The sequence below is a fragment of the Aliivibrio logei genome (assembly GCF_001691055.1).
GTDB classification, from domain to species: Bacteria; Pseudomonadota; Gammaproteobacteria; order Enterobacterales; family Vibrionaceae; genus Aliivibrio; species Aliivibrio salmonicida.
The window spans coordinates 1-17371 of sequence record NZ_MAJU01000013.1 but is presented as its reverse complement, the minus strand read 5'-3'; the positions used below and the strand labels follow the sequence as shown (position 1 = coordinate 17371).

9 protein-coding genes, 1 pseudogene and 1 riboswitch are annotated in these 17371 nt (G+C 37.4%); of the genes and pseudogenes, 8 read left to right on the top strand and 2 right to left on the bottom strand.

The features are described from left to right. Positions 1-2 precede the first annotated feature (2 nt). The 5 genes from A6E04_RS13170 (at position 3) to A6E04_RS13150 (ending at position 7380) form a co-directional block, all read left to right on the top strand. Positions 3-1133 (top strand): glycosyltransferase family 4 protein, encoded by a 1131-nt coding sequence (locus A6E04_RS13170; protein WP_065611611.1) that lies wholly within the window; start codon positions 3-5, stop codon positions 1131-1133. Further along, on the top strand, positions 1123-1530 hold the full coding sequence (locus A6E04_RS13165; RefSeq protein WP_017022347.1) for a hypothetical protein: 408 nt from the start codon (positions 1123-1125) through the stop codon (positions 1528-1530). The genes A6E04_RS13170 and A6E04_RS13165 overlap by 11 nt, the downstream gene beginning before the upstream one ends. Positions 1531-1667: 137 nt before the next feature. Then, positions 1668-2537: a UTP--glucose-1-phosphate uridylyltransferase GalU gene (gene galU / locus A6E04_RS13160; RefSeq protein ID WP_017022346.1), complete on the top strand. Its 870-nt coding sequence runs from the start codon at positions 1668-1670 to the stop codon at positions 2535-2537. A gap of 171 nt (positions 2538-2708) precedes the next feature. Further along, the gene (gene uvrA, locus A6E04_RS13155) at positions 2709-5537 is read left to right on the top strand and encodes an excinuclease ABC subunit UvrA (protein ID WP_017022345.1); all 2829 of its coding nucleotides are present in this window, start codon (positions 2709-2711) and stop codon (positions 5535-5537) included. Positions 5538-5616: 79 nt separating this feature from the next. Then, entirely contained in the window at positions 5617-7380 is a 1764-nt protein-coding gene (locus tag A6E04_RS13150) for a PglL family O-oligosaccharyltransferase (protein ID WP_065611610.1), read from the top strand. A 48-nt stretch (positions 7381-7428) separates the two neighbouring features. Here A6E04_RS13150 and A6E04_RS13145 read toward each other — a convergent pair whose 3' ends face one another. After that, positions 7429-8538: a pyridoxal-phosphate-dependent aminotransferase family protein gene (locus tag A6E04_RS13145; RefSeq protein WP_065611609.1), complete on the bottom strand. Its 1110-nt coding sequence runs from the start codon at positions 8536-8538 to the stop codon at positions 7429-7431. A 213-nt stretch (positions 8539-8751) separates the two neighbouring features. Then, positions 8752-8926: riboswitch (Lysine riboswitch) on the top strand. A gap of 67 nt (positions 8927-8993) precedes the next feature. Here A6E04_RS13145 and lysC point away from each other — a divergent pair. After that, on the top strand, positions 8994-10343 hold the full coding sequence (gene lysC / locus A6E04_RS13140) for a lysine-sensitive aspartokinase 3 (protein WP_017022342.1): 1350 nt from the start codon (positions 8994-8996) through the stop codon (positions 10341-10343). Positions 10344-10411: 68 nt separating this feature from the next. On the opposite strand, the gene metH is transcribed toward lysC, so the two are convergent. Next, a complete protein-coding gene (gene metH / locus A6E04_RS13135; protein WP_065611608.1) occupies positions 10412-14080 on the bottom strand; it encodes a methionine synthase in 3669 nt (1222 codons plus the stop codon). A 192-nt stretch (positions 14081-14272) separates the two neighbouring features. Here metH and A6E04_RS13130 point away from each other — a divergent pair, with 192 nt between their 5' ends. Together A6E04_RS13130 and A6E04_RS13125 are read left to right on the top strand one after the other, a co-directional pair. Then, the gene (locus A6E04_RS13130) at positions 14273-15550 is read left to right on the top strand and encodes a cation:proton antiporter (RefSeq protein ID WP_017022340.1); all 1278 of its coding nucleotides are present in this window, start codon (positions 14273-14275) and stop codon (positions 15548-15550) included. Between the two features lie 411 nt (positions 15551-15961). Next, positions 15962-17235, top strand: a pseudogene (locus A6E04_RS13125) (IS4 family transposase). Positions 17236-17371 lie beyond the last annotated feature (136 nt).

The window sequence follows — 17371 nt, the reverse complement described above, 5'->3', positions numbered from 1 at the left end:
ACATGACCACTAGCATTACCGTCATCGGCACTCGTGGGATCCCTGATGTTTTAGGCGGAGTAGAAACTCACTGTCAGAATTTATACCCTGAAATTAAGACACAATTCGATACTGAGATTTGTGTCATTGCTCGTTCGCCTTATGTCGATTATAAAAAATCCACTTACCGAGGTGTCAATACAAAGGCTATTTGGGCGCCAAAGAAGAAATCATTAGAAGCGATAGTTCATTCGACCTTATCTTCGTTTTCGACCTTATTTGATCGTTCTAACATTGTCCATGTTCACGCGATTGGACCAGGGCTTGTCGTACCTCTATTACGAGTTTTAGGTAAAAAAGTGGTTTTCACTCATCATGGTCCTGATTATGACCGTCAAAAATGGGGGGGATTTGCAAAAAGAATGTTACAATTAGGTGAAAGGTTAGCCGTCACTTACGCAACGGAAGTCATTGTCATTTCAGAAGTAATTAACGACATCATTAAATCAAAATATAATCGCCACGATGCCCATTTAGTTTACAATGGGGTAAACCTACCCACTCCACTCCCTCAAGAAAAAATAGACGCTGTGTTAGCTCAATTTACTCTTACTGAAAACAACTACTTGGTTGCGGTTGGGCGTTTAGTCGAAGAAAAAGGATTCCACGATCTTATCAGTGCTTATGAAAAAGCAAACATTGATATACCACTGGTAATTATGGGAGACACCGATCATCCGACGCCCTACAGTGAACAGCTAAAAGCACAAGCAAAACATGTTGATGGTGTAATAATGACGGGATTTTTAAAAGGTGAGCAATTACAATCTATTTTCTCAAAAGCGAAAGCCTTTGTGATGCCCTCTTACCATGAAGGTTTACCGATTGCTCTATTAGAAGCAATGTCTTATTCATTACCCGCCATTGTCAGTAATATTCCAGCAAATCTCGAAGTTAAACTAAGCCCTGAAAGTTATTTTCCCGTTGGCGATATCGATAGCCTAACGACGGCATTGATTAACCATTCAATAGGCTCTGAGAGCAATGTTAATTATAGTCAGTATTTAGCGCATTATGATTGGCATAAAATTGCAGGTAAAACGATGGCCATCTATGACACTATTGAGAAAAAGAGAACTCAACATGATGGATAAAAAACAACAGAGACTCATCGCTAATTTTTATTCAGCATTAGATGAAAACATTTCAAATGAGCTGTCTTTTGAACAAAAAAAATCCATCGAACGAGCCGTAATTGCAACGGGTCTTGGTTCAAATAATAATGTTGATATTCGAAAAAGTGTCTCATTTTTTAATAAACGTTATTTTTTCGTTTTTTTACTCGGTAGAGATTATAGAAATAAGATGAGAAGCGAGTCACCACTTGCATTATTCTTCATGACACTATTAACGTGCTTCGGTGTGGTTGCTCTTTTCGGACTCGCGGTGGTTATTCTTTATCTTATAAAATCAGCGCTCGGTATCGATATATTTCATAATTTTTCATTTGGGATTTGGGATTGGTTTAAAGAAGTCATGCATATTTCATAATTAAAAATGATACTCCACCATGTTTCAACTTAAAGCGCTTCATTTACCCGTTATTAGTCGTTAAACTGACCATATAACGATGATGCTCAAGTAAGAGCGCTTCCAATAATTTAAATTTCGTCTTTTAGGACTCAGTTATGATCAAGAAATGTCTTTTTCCTGCCGCTGGCTACGGTACTCGTTTTCTTCCTGCTACTAAATCTATGCCAAAAGAAATGATGCCAATCGTAAATAAACCGCTTATAGAATATGGCGTAGAAGAAGCTATCAATGCAGGCATGGACGGAATATGCATCGTCACTGGCCGTGGTAAGCATTCTTTAATGGATCACTTTGATAAAAACTACGAGCTAGAACACCAAATCAGTGGCACAAATAAAGAAGAACTTCTTGAAGACGTTCGTGAATTAATTGACGCTGCACATTTTACTTATATTCGTCAAAGAGAAATGAAAGGTTTAGGTCATGCCATTCTTACTGGACGTGAACTCATCGGCGATGAACCATTCGCTGTCGTACTTGCTGATGATTTATGTGTCAATGAAGAACAAGGCGTACTGTCTCAAATGGTTGCTTTGTATAAGCAATTCCGTTGTTCTATCGTTGCAGTAGAAGAAGTACCTGATAACGAAACGCATAAATACGGCGTTATTGCGGGTGAAATGATCAAAGACGATCTATACCGCGTAGATAACATGGTTGAAAAACCAGAACCAGGCACTGCACCAAGTAACCTTGCGATCATTGGTCGTTACATTCTAACACCAGATATCTTTGAGATTATTGAGCAAACAGAACCAGGTAAAGGTGGCGAAATCCAAATTACCGATGCGTTATTAAAGCAAGCTCAATCAGGTTGTGTTCTTGCTTATAAATTTAAAGGTAAGCGTTTTGACTGTGGTAGCGTTGAAGGTTATATCCAAGCAACAAACTACTGCTACGAAAATGTATATTTAAAAGATAAAAAATCAGCTGAATTAGCAAAACAAACAACAGGCAAAAAGTAAGCTCGTTTGTTTTAATTATTATTACGTCTTATGAAATATCATAAGGCGTTTTTTTTCATTCTGAATCTCTCCTACCCTATCATTACTGTTTTTTTATCCAGTACCTCTTTGTTGTTCTAATAGTCTGTGCAATACTTAGTCTTCAGTCATTATTTATGCAGTGAGATCCCAATGGATAAAATTGAAGTTAGAGGGGCCAGAACCCACAACCTAAAAAATATTAGCTTAACACTCCCACGTGATAAATTAATTGTGATAACTGGGTTATCTGGGTCAGGTAAATCTTCTTTGGCATTTGATACATTATATGCAGAAGGTCAACGACGTTATGTTGAGTCATTATCTGCTTATGCCCGTCAATTTTTATCTCTTATGGAAAAACCCGATGTAGACCATATCGAAGGGCTGTCTCCTGCTATCTCTATCGAACAAAAATCCACATCTCATAACCCAAGATCTACTGTGGGTACCATTACTGAAATCTACGATTACTTGCGTTTACTATATGCTCGTATTGGTGAACCCCGCTGCCCTGAGCATCATGTCGAACTTACTGCTCAAACCGTTAGTCAAATGGTAGATAAAGCCTTAGAGCTGCCGGAAGGCACTAAGCTTATGTTACTTGCTCCTATTATTAAGGAGCGCAAAGGCGAGCATGTTAAAACATTAGAAAATCTAGCAGCACAAGGCTTTATTCGAGCCCGTATTGATGGTGAAGTATGTGATCTTTCCGATCCACCCACATTAGAGTTACACAAAAAACACACCATTGAAGTTGTCGTTGATCGGTTTAAAGTCCGTTCAGATCTTCAACAACGTTTAGCAGAGTCGTTTGAAACGGCATTAGAACTAACCGGTGGCATTGCCGTTATCGACTATATGGATAAGACCGATAATGAACCACTGATCTTTTCGGCTAATTTTGCTTGCCCACATTGTGGTTATAGTATGCAAGAACTCGAACCTCGCTTATTCTCTTTCAATAATCCAGCAGGGGCTTGTGGTACCTGTGATGGCTTAGGTGTACAACAATATTTCGATGCCGATAGAATCGTTTTAGATAACAAACTTAGTATTGCTGAAGGAGCGATCAAAGGATGGGATCAAAAGAACTATTACTACTTCCAAATGCTAACTTCCCTCGCTGAACATTATGCTTTTGACCTTTTCTCACCCTTTAAATCATTGTCAAAAAAAATTCAACAAATCATCCTTAATGGCTCTGGTAGTGAAGAAGTTGAATTTCATTACAGTAATGACCGGGGTGATTTACGTGTAAAACGTCACCCATTTGAAGGTATTTTAAATACTTTAGATCGCCGCTATAAAGAAACAGAATCAAACTCCGTTCGTGATGATTTATCCAAATACATTTCTACACAATCTTGCTCTAGTTGCCATGGGACTCGCCTACGCTTAGAAGCAAGAAGCGTTTTTGTCGCTGATACCACGTTATCTGAAATCTGTGAAATGAGCATTCAAGATTCAATGGCATTTTTCAGCTCATTAACCTTAACAGGGCAAAAAGCACAAATTGCCGATAAGATAATGAAAGAAATAAACGAGCGCTTAAATTTTCTTATTAATGTTGGTCTAAATTACCTTAATTTATCGCGCGGGGCAGACACTCTTTCTGGCGGAGAAGCTCAACGAATACGTCTTGCTAGTCAAATTGGTGCCGGGCTTGTAGGTGTTATGTATGTGCTTGATGAACCATCAATTGGGCTCCATCAACGCGACAATGAACGATTATTAAAAACGTTAAATCATTTACGCGATCTCGGAAATACGGTGATTGTCGTTGAGCATGATGAAGATGCAATTCGAAGTGCCGATCATATTATTGATATAGGCCCTGGAGCCGGTGTGCATGGTGGATATATTGTTGCTGAAGGCGATTATGCAGCAATAATTAATAATCCAGATTCTTTAACAGGCCAATACTTAAGTGGCGCAAAAAAAATTCCGGTACCAAAAGAACGAGTTAAGGCGGACCCTAAAAAACAAGTAGAACTGATTGGTGCGACTGGCAATAATTTAAAAAATGTTACATTAAAATTACCGGTTGGTCTCTTTACTTGTATCACAGGTGTTTCTGGTTCTGGTAAATCGACACTCATTAACGATACTTTTTTCAAGATTGCACATACTCAACTCAATGGAGCAACAACTTCAGAGCCCGCGCCTTATAAAAAAATTAAAGGCATCGAACACTTTGATAAAGTCATCGATATAGATCAAAGTCCAATAGGCCGAACCCCTCGTTCGAACCCCGCGACTTATACTGGTATTTTTACTCCAATACGAGAATTATTCTCTGGAACACCGGAATCCCGCTCTCGTGGCTATAAACCTGGACGCTTTAGTTTTAATGTTCGAGGCGGCCGTTGTGAAGCTTGCCAAGGTGATGGGGTTATAAAAGTAGAAATGCATTTCTTACCTGATGTTTATGTGCCATGTGATGTTTGTAAGAGTAAACGCTACAACCGTGAAACGCTTGAAGTAAAATATAAAGGTAAGAGTATTGATGAAGTTCTTCAAATGACCATTGAAGATGCTCATACTTTCTTTGCTCCTGTTCCCGTGATTGCTCGCAAATTAAAAACACTCATGGATGTTGGACTCTCTTACATTCGTTTAGGTCAAGCGGCAACGACCTTGTCTGGAGGGGAGGCTCAGCGTGTCAAACTAGCTCGAGAATTATCGAAAAGAGATACTGGAAAAACACTCTATATTTTAGATGAACCAACTACTGGTTTGCATTTTCATGATATTCAACAACTATTGACGGTTCTTCATCACTTACGTGAACGAGGAAATACCATTGTGGTTATTGAGCATAATCTAGATGTAGTAAAAACAGCTGACTGGGTGGTAGATTTAGGGCCAGAAGGTGGTAATGGTGGTGGAGAGATCATTGCAGAAGGAACCCCCGAAGAAGTTGCACTTATTGAAGGATCACATACGGCACGCTTCTTAAAACCAATGCTTTCCTTATAAAATTCCATACTTATTAAGTATTATCGGATAGAATAAAGCCAGCACTTTGCTGGCTTTATTACAGGGATTAATTGAAAAAATGGCAATCTTACTTACTCAGGGAACTCAACTCGAAGCAAGAAAAATAAAAAAACCACTTACTAAATCTTTTCTCGTTAGCCTCAGTATTCTATTTTTTGTTTGTGCTCACTTTTTCCAACCAAATCCAGGTGGTTCAGGTCTCCATTTAGCCTTTAATGCTGCCTCTTGGATCCCTGCAAGTATTGCCATTGCCATTGCCTTCTATCATATAGCGAAACAAGGGGTAATTAAGTATTCCACATTAACAATCGTTTTATTTTTCTCAGCAGTTCTACTTTCTGTACCTTTAATCTATCAAGACTCCTCTCCATTATTAGCCGCTGGAAAATTTTTTGGATTATGGGCTGGCTGGCTTTTCTTTCTCACCTTACAACAATTTGCATTTTCTAATAAACAAAAGCAATGGCTTCTATGGTGCATCATTGGTTCTGTATTGATTGAAGCTATTTTTGGCTATATTCAATATCTATTTCTAGAACCAGGGAATTCGTTTGGTTATAACGTAATTTCAAACCGCCCTTATGGTATTTTTCAGCAGCCAAATGTAATGGCAAGTTTTTTAGTTACAGGGCTTGCCATAGCCTCGTATTTTCTGGCAAGACAACCAATTAAATACCGAGAGAACCCTGTCGCACTTACACTTTTATATATAACAATAATCCTAACCTTACCGCTAATTATTGTTTTAGCTTCACGAACGGGTTGGATTGCTGCTGTATTTAGCCTTCTATTGTTAATCCCATACATGTGGAAATATTGCACAAAAAAACGATTTTCATCGTGGATTCTTGCTTTAATTATGGGCGTTAGTGGCAGTTTTGTTATCTTACATTTTTCACAAAATGATGATTTCAATAATATTTCGTTATTAAGTAAAAAAGCAGATTTAGAAAGCCCAAGAAGATACACATTCCCCCAAGCACTGGATATGTTTTTAGAGAAACCAATTACTGGTTATGGCTATGGGAATTTTGAAGCCGCTTACATTCTTTATACGGCCAAACAACACCAAATATCTGCCGATTATAAATCGGGATTACCATCAATGGACCATCCTCATAATGAGGTCCTCTACTGGGGAGTAGAAGGTGGTATTCTTGCTATATTTGGATTATTACTAGCTGCTGGTGGGGTGTTACTAAAAATTAGAAAAAGTAAATTAGATACGCAATTTGCATTGCTTGCTCTAATCAGTCCTATCTTTATTCACAGCCAATTAGAATACCCTTTTTACCATTCTATGCTTCACTGGTTTACCTTCATTATCCTTCTCTTTTGGATAGATCAGCTTAGCTGTAAGTATAAAAAATACCGCATTACTGGAGTCAGCAAAATATCGTTACGAGTAAGTTCTCTTGTTCTTCCAATTATCACTGCCTTTTATATGCTTTCAGCATTACACACAAACTGGATTTTAACCAAATTTGAAACAACAAAACCAATGAATCCAGAAATATTAAATCAAGTCAGTAATCCTGTCGTGTGGGAAGATAGATTTAATTGGGATGTATTATCAGCACAATTATCCATTGGCATCATCAATAAAAGGCCAGATTTAATCATACCTTACATTACTTGGTCCAAAGAGCTTATAAAAAATAAACCTAGACCAGCATTTTATCAAAACCTAATCATCGCTTATCAAGCTTTAGGGCAAGAAGCAAACGCGGAAGACATAAGAAGAGAAGCCGTATTCTTATTTCCGAATAACAATTTCGAAACCGTTCAACTTGACCAAAAGTTACGTCAAATCAGAAAGTAATGATAAAACGCCGTTGAATTTATCAACGGCGTTTTATCATCATGTTATTTATAATACGTCAGATAACGCTTTTAAACAAAGAGACACGTTTTCTTTACGTGCCGCATACCCCATCAATCCAATGCGCCAAGCTTTACCCGCTAAATCCCCTAATCCTGCGCCAATTTCTAAATTATATTCTTCTAATAATACTTTTCGAACTAAAGCATCATTAGTACCATCAGGAATATAGACCGCATTTAGCTGTGGTAATCGGTATTTCTCATCAACAATAAATGAAACACCTAAACTTTCTAGTCCACGCTTAAGTTCTTGGTGAAAATAATCATGTCTCTTCCATGCATTCTCTAGCCCCTCATTTTTAAGCATTAATAATGATTCATGCAATGCATATAGACTGTTTACTGGTGCGGTATGATGATAGCTTCTTTTGCCTTCTCCACTCCAGTAACCCAATACTAGGCTTTGGTCTAAAAACCAACTTTGTACCGGTTCTTTTCTTGACTTCATTTTCTCAACCGCTTTATTTGAAAACGTCACAGGAGAAAGACCAGGTATACAAGATAAGCATTTTTGAGATCCTGAATAAACCGCATCTAATAACCATTCATCTACGAATAAAGGAACCCCACCCAACGATGTTACTGCGTCTACAATAGTTAAACAGTTGTATTTCTGTGCCAATTCAGAGATAGACTTCGCATCACTTAATACACCTGTTGATGTCTCTGCGTGCACAAATGCGATAACATTAATCTCAGGATCTTTAATCAATGCTTCTTCTACTTTTGCTAACGATACAGGAGTTCCCCATTCATCATCAATAACGATCGCAATTCCACCGCAACGCTCTACATTCTGTCGCATTCGCTCACCAAAAACACCATTACGGCAAACAAGTACTTTTTCGCCTCTCTCTACAAGATTAACAAAACACGTTTCCATTCCTGCACTGCCTGGCGCTGACACCGCGATAGTAAATTCATTTTTTGTTTGAAATGCGTATTTTAATAGCTCTTTTACTTCATCCATCATTTTAATAAACAATGGGTCTAAATGACCAATAGTAGGGCGACTCAATGCTTGTAATACCTGGGGAGAAACATCAGATGGACCAGGTCCCATAAGGGTTCTTTGTGGTGGAATAAAACTTTGCATGACTCGCTCCTTGAATAGTAAGTGTTCAAATAATAAACATAAAAATAATTAAACTCAATTAGACAAACTAATTAGAGTGACTTAACTGCCTAAAACAACACTAAATAGTTAAATTTTACTTAGAAGGTAAGAAAGACAAAAAAAACGTTACTATCAATTGACATTTGATTCATAAAAAAGCACATTAATGAAACGTATTTCGTACTTTTAGAAATATAAAGAAGAGGAGCATTACCTAGGTAGCTTAATTTGTGGAGCCCAAACTCCAAAACAAATAAGTGAGGGAGAGTTATGCCGAGATAAACTACCCTTGGGAGTCGTTTATCGATCGTATTGGCTGAATCCTTACGATTGTCACTTAAATATTAAGTGAAGAGCTTCTAGCAATAACCTTTTATATTGCTGTCGTTTCTTCATATTTATTTCCACATTGGATGTAGTCGGGAGACAGGATAGTGAACCCTATAAATGTTGCTAAATTTGGTGGCACTAGCGTTGCTAATTTTGAAGCAATGAGCCGTAGTGCCCATGTAATAGAACAAAACAAAAATACTCACTTAGTTGTTATTAGCGCCTGCTCAGGGGTCACAAACCTGTTAGTTGAATTAGCTAATGGTGTTGAAAATACTCAACGGAAAAAAAATATTCTTAATGAATTAAAAGATATTCACTTCTCTGTATTAGATCAATTAGCTGATCCTGTTTATCCAGAACAAGCTATCCTTGAAATCTTAGATGATATAGAAAAAGCCGCTGATTCAGCCTCATTCCAAATAAGTGATAAATTAACCGATCACCTTGTTTCTTGCGGTGAGCTAATGTCTACTCACCTATTTACTCAATTGTTAATTGAGCGAGGCAATTCAGCCGTTCGTTTTGATATAAGAACCGTTCTTCGTACTGACTCAACATTTGGTAAAGGCGAACCTCAATTAGACTATATTTCTCATCTAGCTCAAGAAAAACTAGCTCCTTTATGCCAAAAACACATCGTCGTTACTCAAGGATTTATTGGTGCGGATTGTGACGGAAATACAACAACATTAGGCAGAGGCGGTAGTGATTATAGTGCAGCCTTGATCGCAGAATCAGTAAGAGCTTGCGGTTTAGAAATTTGGACTGATGTCCCTGGCATTTATACGACAGATCCTCGCATCGCTCCCAAAGCTTCCCCTATTCCAGAAATCAGCTTTAGTGAAGCATCAGAAATGGCAAACTATGGTGCGAAAATTCTACATCCTTCAACTTTACTTCCTGCATTGCGTCATCAAATCCCAGTGTTTGTTGGCTCATCTAAAGAGCCAGAAAAAGGCGGTACATGGATCAAACAAAAGGTAAATAGCTCTCCATTATTTCGAGCATTAACATTACGTTGCAATCAAACCATGGTGACGTTACATAGCCCAAGTATGTTCCATGCTTATGGATTTTTAGCTGAAGTATTTAAAATTTTAGCTAAATACCAAATATCGGTAGATTTAATTACCACATCAGAAGTCAGTGTTGCATTAACTTTAGATCAAACGAACACTAACGGTAAAGCTCCTGAACTACCGTTAGAGGCACAAAGAGAGCTCGAAGAACTTTGCACTGTAGAAGTTGAAAATAATCTATGCTTAGTCGCTTTAATTGGTAATAAGATGAGTAACTCTAAAGGCTCTGCAAAGCAAGTTTTTGGTACATTAGAAGAATTTAATTTACGTATGATTTGTTACGGTGCTAGCCCGCATAATTTATGCTTTTTATTAAGTGACGCTGAAGCAAAAAAAGCAGTTGAAGTACTTCATAAAGAACTCTTCGAATAAATATTAACGTAATAAAAATGCCCATTAACATTCGCTAACGGGCATTTATTTTAAGTCATAATTAAGGTTTAATTTAAGTTAGGTCCTAACCATTTCTCTGCTTCTAACATATCCCAGCCTTTTCGTTCAGCGTAACTTTCAGCTTGATCTTTCTGTATTTGTGCAATAGCAAAATAACGAGAATCAGGATGAGAAAAATACATTCCAGATACTGAAGCGCCAGGCCACATTGCATAGCTCGATGTTAATGACATGCCAATTGATTCTTCAATCTTCATTAATTCCCAAAGAGCCCCTTTTTCAGTATGTTCAGGACATGCAGGATATCCAGGAGCAGGCCTAATGCCTTGGTATTTTTCTCGGATCAACTCATCATTAGACAGGTTTTCGTCCGTAGCATAACCCCAAATTTCTTTACGTACTTTTTCATGTAAATATTCAGCAAAACCTTCCGCTAAACGATCAGCAATAGCTTGGATCATAATTGCGTTATAATCATCACCATTCGCTTTATATGCATCCGCTAAATCACGTTCACCGATTCCACCAGTAACCGCAAAACCACCAATCCAATCTTTCTTACCACTTTCTTTTGGTGCTATATAATCAGATAGGCAGTAATTAAACCCTTTTGGTTTTGCCGTTTGTTGACGCAAATTATGCAGTACTTTTACGACTGTTGTTCGAGATTCATCGCTATACACTTCGATATCATCACCAATACTTGCCGCAGGAAATAATGCACACATACCACGGGCTTTTAATAACCCTTCAGTGTCTACACGGTCTAAAAGATCATTAGCGTCTTTATATAAGCGTTTCGCTTCTTCGCCAACTTCATCATGCTCTAAAATCGCAGGGTATTTCCCCATTAAAGACCAAGTCATAAAGAATGGTGTCCAATCGATATATTTACGTAATGTTGCTATATCAACATCATCTACAATATGTACGCCTGGTTTCATTGGCGTTGGTGGAGTATAACTAACCCAATCAATATCAACTTTATTAGCTCGTGCCCTTTCTAATGTAATAGGTTTTGTACGTGGTGTTTTTCTATTATGCTGATCTCGCACTCGGTCATAATCTAAATCTAACTTTTCAATAAATGCAGGTTTTAATTCATTAGAAAGAAGTGATGTACATACGCCTACGGCACGTGAGGCATTATTCACATAAACAACCGGCTGTGAGTAATTTTGTTCTATTTTAACGGCAGTGTGCGCTTTCGATGTCGTTGCCCCACCGATCAAAAGAGGCACCGTAAATCCTTGTCGTTCCATCTCTTTAGCAACATGCACCATCTCATCAAGAGAAGGGGTGATCAAACCAGATAAACCAATAATATCGACGTTTTCTTCTTTAGCTACTTTAAGAATTTTTTCACATGACACCATGACACCAAGGTCAATAATTTCATAATTATTACATTGAAGTACGACACCTACGATATTCTTTCCAATATCATGAACGTCACCTTTAACTGTCGCTAATAAGATTTTCCCATTTGTAGAACCTACGTCTTTTGTTGCATTTATAAAGGGTTCTAAATGAGCAACCGCTTGCTTCATTACACGAGCTGATTTTACTACTTGTGGAAGGAACATCTTTCCTTCACCAAACAAATCACCAACCACGTTCATCCCATCCATTAATGGACCTTCAATCACATGAATTGGGCGTTCAGAATTAACACGAGCTTCTTCTGTATCATCGACAATAAAGTCAGTAATACCTTTAACTAAAGAATGCTCTAAACGCTTTTCTACTGGCCAAGTACGCCATTCTAGTGCTGATTTATCGTCAACTTTACCCACCGCTTTTTCTAAATAAGCAGTAGCAATATCCAGCAAACGTTCTGTGGAATCATCTCTGCGATTTAAGACTACATCTTCAACCGCCTCACGTAATTCTTCAGGTACGTTATCGTAAATTTCCAGCTGACCAGCATTTACTATTCCCATATCCATACCATGTTTAAAACAGTGGTATAAAAATACAGCGTGAATTGCCTCTCTAACGTAATTATTTCCACGGAATGAGAATGACACATTAGAAACACCACCTGAGATCATCGCATGAGGTAATGTTCTTTTAATATCGGCAACGGCTTCAATGAAATCGACAGCATAATTGTTGTGCTCATCAATACCAGTCGCAATAGCAAAGATATTTGGATCAAAAATGATATCTTCAGGTGGGAAACCAACTTCATTAACTAAAATATTATAAGCGTTGGTGCATATCTCGATCTTTCGTTCACGAGTATCCGCTTGCCCTTTCTCATCAAAGGCCATCACAATAACTGCCGCACCGTAACGACGAACCAACTTAGCTTGTTCTACAAATTTTTCTTTACCTTCTTTCAGTGAAATAGAGTTAACGATACCTTTACCCTGAATACACTTTAAGCCAGCCTCGATAACTTCCCATTTAGAGGAATCGACCATCACTGGAACTTTCGATATTTCAGGCTCAGATGCACATAGATTAAGGAAGCGAACCATACAGGCTTCTGATTCCAACATTCCTTCATCCATATTTATATCGATAATTTGTGCGCCATTTTCCACTTGTTCACGGGCAACACTTAACGCTTCATCGTATAACTCTTCTTTAATCAAACGTTTAAAACGAGCAGAACCCGTTACGTTAGTTCTTTCTCCAACATTTACAAACAAAGACTCTTTAGAAATAGTTAGAGGCTCTAAACCAGACAAACGACAAGCAACTGGAATATCAGGTAAAACGCGAGGCTTCACACCTTCAACTGCTGCTGCCATTTGACGAATATGTTCTGGCGTTGTACCACAACAACCCCCGATTAAATTTAAGAAGCCGCTTCGAGCCCATTCAGCTACGTGCTCTGCCATCTCTTCAGGAGAAAGATCATATTCACCAAACGCATTAGGTAAGCCTGCATTTGGGTGAGCAGAAACACTGCATTCAGAAATTCGAGATAATTCTCCAACATATTCACGCAACTCGTCAGGGCCTAAAGCACAATTAAGACCAAATGAGATTGGTTTTACATGGCGAAGTGCATTATAGAAAGCTTCTGTAGTTTGACCTGATAATGTACGGCCAGAGGCGTCCGTAATTGTTCCCGAAATCATAACGGGTAATGTAATACCCATTTCTTCAAAAACAGATTCAACAGCAAATGAACAGGCCTTCGCATTCAAGGTATCAAAAATAGTTTCGATAAGAATTAAATCAGATCCACCTTTAATAAGAGCGCGAGTAGATTCAGAATATGCTTTAACTAATCCATCAAATGTGACATTACGAAAACCCGGGTCATTAACATCAGGTGAAAGCGTACAGGTTCTATTTGTTGGTCCTAGAACACCCGCAACATAACGGGGTTTATGAGGTGTTTTGAGAGTCCATTCATCGGCTGCTTTTCTAGCTAATTTTGCAGCTTCAAAGTTAATTTCTGCACTTAGGCTTTCCATATCATAGTCAGCCATTGCAATCGTCGTTGCATTGAAAGTGTTTGTTTCAAGAATATCGGCCCCTGCTTCTAAATAGGCCAAATGAATATCACGAATTACACTAGGGTTTGACAAGACTAATAGATCATTATTTCCTTTTAGATCACAATGCCAATCAATGAATCTTTCTCCACGGTAATCATTTTCTTCAAATTTATATTCTTGAATCATGGTACCCATACCACCATCAATCAATAAAATTCGTTCTAAAAGCTGTTTTTCGATTTGATTTTTTATCATGCTTCCTGCCACGGTACTGCCTCATCCATAAACTTTCTTTTTACAATCCTATCACACATCGAATAGAAATCTAGACGTCTAAAATGGATTTATTTTAACAAAATAGAAATAATATTTGATATTTATCAAATTACGCGGAAAATGATATAAGTCATAGTTTGTTACATAAAATACATAATTAGAGGTTTAGTAATGTCCGTCTACAATACGCTCTGTTTTCTTGCTGCTGGAGCAATGTTAATTGCATTCTTCAATAGTAAAATAGGAAAAATGCAAACCACGATTGCCATTACCGCAGGATCAATAATGTTATCTCTTGCGATAATAATTGCGGGCCACAATGGCTGGTTCCACTTAAGAGAAATAGCAACTGAAACATTAACTGAAATAAATTTTGAAGATTTCTTGTTAAAAGGAATATTAGGCTTCTTGCTGTTTGCCGGTGGTTTAGGGATTAAACTCCCACATATGAAAGATCAAAAATGGGAAATAACTGTGTTAGCTCTCGGGGCTACATTATTCTCAACTTTCTTTATAGGTTTTGCTCTGTGGTTTATTTGCGGATTCATAGGTATTAATTTTGACCTTATCTATTGTTTGTTATTTGGCGCTCTTATATCACCAACAGATCCAATAGCTGTTTTAGCTATTGTAAAAAAAATGAATGCTCCACAACGTATTTCAACCCAAATCGAAGGAGAGTCTCTTTTTAATGACGGCTTCGGATTAGTTATATTCGTAACTTTATTTACAATTGCTTTCGGTAATGAAACTCCTACGGTAGGGAGTGTTACTTCGTTATTTTTCCAAGAAGCTATTGGTGGCATAATTTATGGTTTTGTTTTAGGTCTAGTATTCCATTACCTAATAAGCTCCACGAACGACCATTCGATGGAATTATTATTAACCATTGGTATTCCGACTGCTGGCTACGCTTTAGCTGATGTGATACATGTATCAGGCCCATTATCAATGGTTGTTGCCGGGATAATGATCGGAAACTGGACTCGTTTCATTGGTTTTTCAAAAGAAAGTGAAGAACACTTAGACCATTTTTGGGAATTAGTAGACGAATTTTTAAATGGCGTTTTATTCTTATTAATAGGTATGTCTATGCTGTTATTCAAATTCCACCAAGAAGATTGGATTTTAATGGCTATATCTATACCGTTAGTATTAACTAGCCGATATTTAAGTGTTTATGTTTCTTATATCGGATTTAAGAGATTTAGAACTTACAATCCATTATCCGTTAAGATCTTAACTTGGGGAGGTTTACGTGGTGGTTTAGCCTTAGCGATGGCACTTGCTATTCCATCTGGAATTATGGTTATTCCCGACAAAAACATTGATGTAAGAGAGATTATTCTTGTAATGACTTACTCTGTCGTTGTTTTCTCTATTCTAGTTCAAGGGTCAACTATTACTAACATGATCGAAAAAGCAAAATTATTAGAAAAAAATAAATAATAACATTCGAAGCATAGGCTATCCTATGCTTCGAAATTTATGACACATCCTACGATATGCATATCAAAAAACAATTCAAACACCTTCTTTTAATACATTTAACAATAGATATCACACTCAATACTAGTCTATTCTCAAGGACTTAATATGAGGATTGAACTATATCCACGATATTAAAATTCAGTTAACAACCGATTTAAACTATAGATAATAGTCTTAATTAAGGTTGTATCTGGAAAGATAAAACCGACTAGATAAATATTAAGGTTTCTCTTAGTAAAAATACTTATATATTAAAAATAAAAGATCATATTAACCTCTAATGCCGATCATTTAAGGTAAATATAATCGGTTGACTGACCCTTCTGAGCGGTCAAAATCCAAGTGAATTTAATGCACTTGGATTTTTTTATGGATGTATCTCAAGCTCTAAACGTGATTAATAACTGGAAGCCTAATAACATTGAAACCTTAAGTAATTTACTCCCTATCGAACTTATCGATGAAGCTTATTCTCTTAAGGAAACTGTTACGATGAGAAAGCGTAAGCTTTCTCTTGAATCAATGGTGTGGCTATCTATAACAACAAATCAATGAAAGACCTCGTTAATCAACTCGATATTGTTGATAGAACAGGTAAAGCCTATGTTGCTCCAAGTGCTCTTATTCAGCGTAGAAAAACACTTGGCGAAGCAGTCATGAAATCCGTCTTTGAGCGAATGACGACTTAAGAGTGCCAATCTCTCTCAATGGAATGAACTCACCTTATTAGCTATTGATGGTATCGTATGGAGAACTCCTGATAACCAGAAAAATGAAGAGGCTTTCTCTCGTCAAATAAGGAACACAATATCCACAGGTAAGAATGGTTTGCCAAATGGAACTAAGCAGTCATCTTATTACAGCAAGCGCTTTCGATAATTACAATACAAATGAAATGATATTGGCAGAGAAATTAATAGACAGTAATCCCGACCATAGCGTAACCATGTTAATTAAGGGGTTCTATTCACTAGGATTACTACATAAATGGCAGACGACAGGCTCGGAGTGCCACTAACTTATTCCCCTGAAAAAGAATACTCAATATGAAATAATTCGATCGTTAGGTCGTAATGACAAACTTGTTCTTCTTCGAAGTAACCCAAGAGCAAGAAAACTGTTTTCTGATTTACCAAAAACGATGACAGCTCGTCTTGTAACTCTAAAAATTAAAGGTAAAGATTATCAAGTTCTGACTTCAATGACTGACCTATTACGTTACCCATTGAAAGATATAGTCGGTCTTTATGAGCATCGCTGGGAAATAGAATTGGGTTATCGAGAGATACATGTTAGGAAATCGCTTAACACTACGAAGCCGTCTACCTGAATTAGTGAAACAAGAACTTGGGGTATCTTGTTGACTTATAATTTAATTAGGTGCCAAATGGTAGAGCTTTGTTTTAATTTAAAAGGAAATTATCTACCTTATCAGTTAAGTTTTAATGGGACACTTGCTAATGTATCTGCGTTATTGTTGGTTTACCATACTCAACGCCAGGAGCAATTCCTCAACAATTAAAAGGCTTCATCTAATGGCTGGAAGCTTAATACTTGAGAGGCAGAGGGAAAGAACATTCCCTCGAATGGTCAAGCCAAGACAACAACGATATGCTAGAAATAAGAATGCCGCTCACCCTTAAGTGAACGGCATTACATATTAACCTCTGTTTTTATTTAAATAAGTCAAACCATGTCAACAAATCAAGAACTAATCTATAGATTGAATACATCAATAATATTAAACCGTCTTATTATAGACGTAAAAAAGCCCTAATC

Excerpts from the sequence above, each read along its gene's own strand:
- A6E04_RS13130 (WP_017022340.1), top strand. The coding sequence starts at position 14,273 with ATGTCCGTCTACAATACGCTCTGTTTTCTTGCTGCTGGAGCAATGTTA.
- A6E04_RS13150 (WP_065611610.1), top strand. The coding sequence starts at position 5,617 with ATGGCAATCTTACTTACTCAGGGAACTCAACTCGAAGCAAGAAAAATA.
- galU (WP_017022346.1), top strand. The coding sequence starts at position 1,668 with ATGATCAAGAAATGTCTTTTTCCTGCCGCTGGCTACGGTACTCGTTTT.
- A6E04_RS13145 (WP_065611609.1), bottom strand. The coding sequence starts at position 8,538 with ATGCAAAGTTTTATTCCACCACAAAGAACCCTTATGGGACCTGGTCCA.
- A6E04_RS13170 (WP_065611611.1), top strand. The coding sequence starts at position 3 with ATGACCACTAGCATTACCGTCATCGGCACTCGTGGGATCCCTGATGTT.
- A6E04_RS13165 (WP_017022347.1), top strand. The coding sequence starts at position 1,123 with ATGATGGATAAAAAACAACAGAGACTCATCGCTAATTTTTATTCAGCA.
- uvrA (WP_017022345.1), top strand. The coding sequence starts at position 2,709 with ATGGATAAAATTGAAGTTAGAGGGGCCAGAACCCACAACCTAAAAAAT.
- metH (WP_065611608.1), bottom strand. The coding sequence starts at position 14,080 with ATGATAAAAAATCAAATCGAAAAACAGCTTTTAGAACGAATTTTATTG.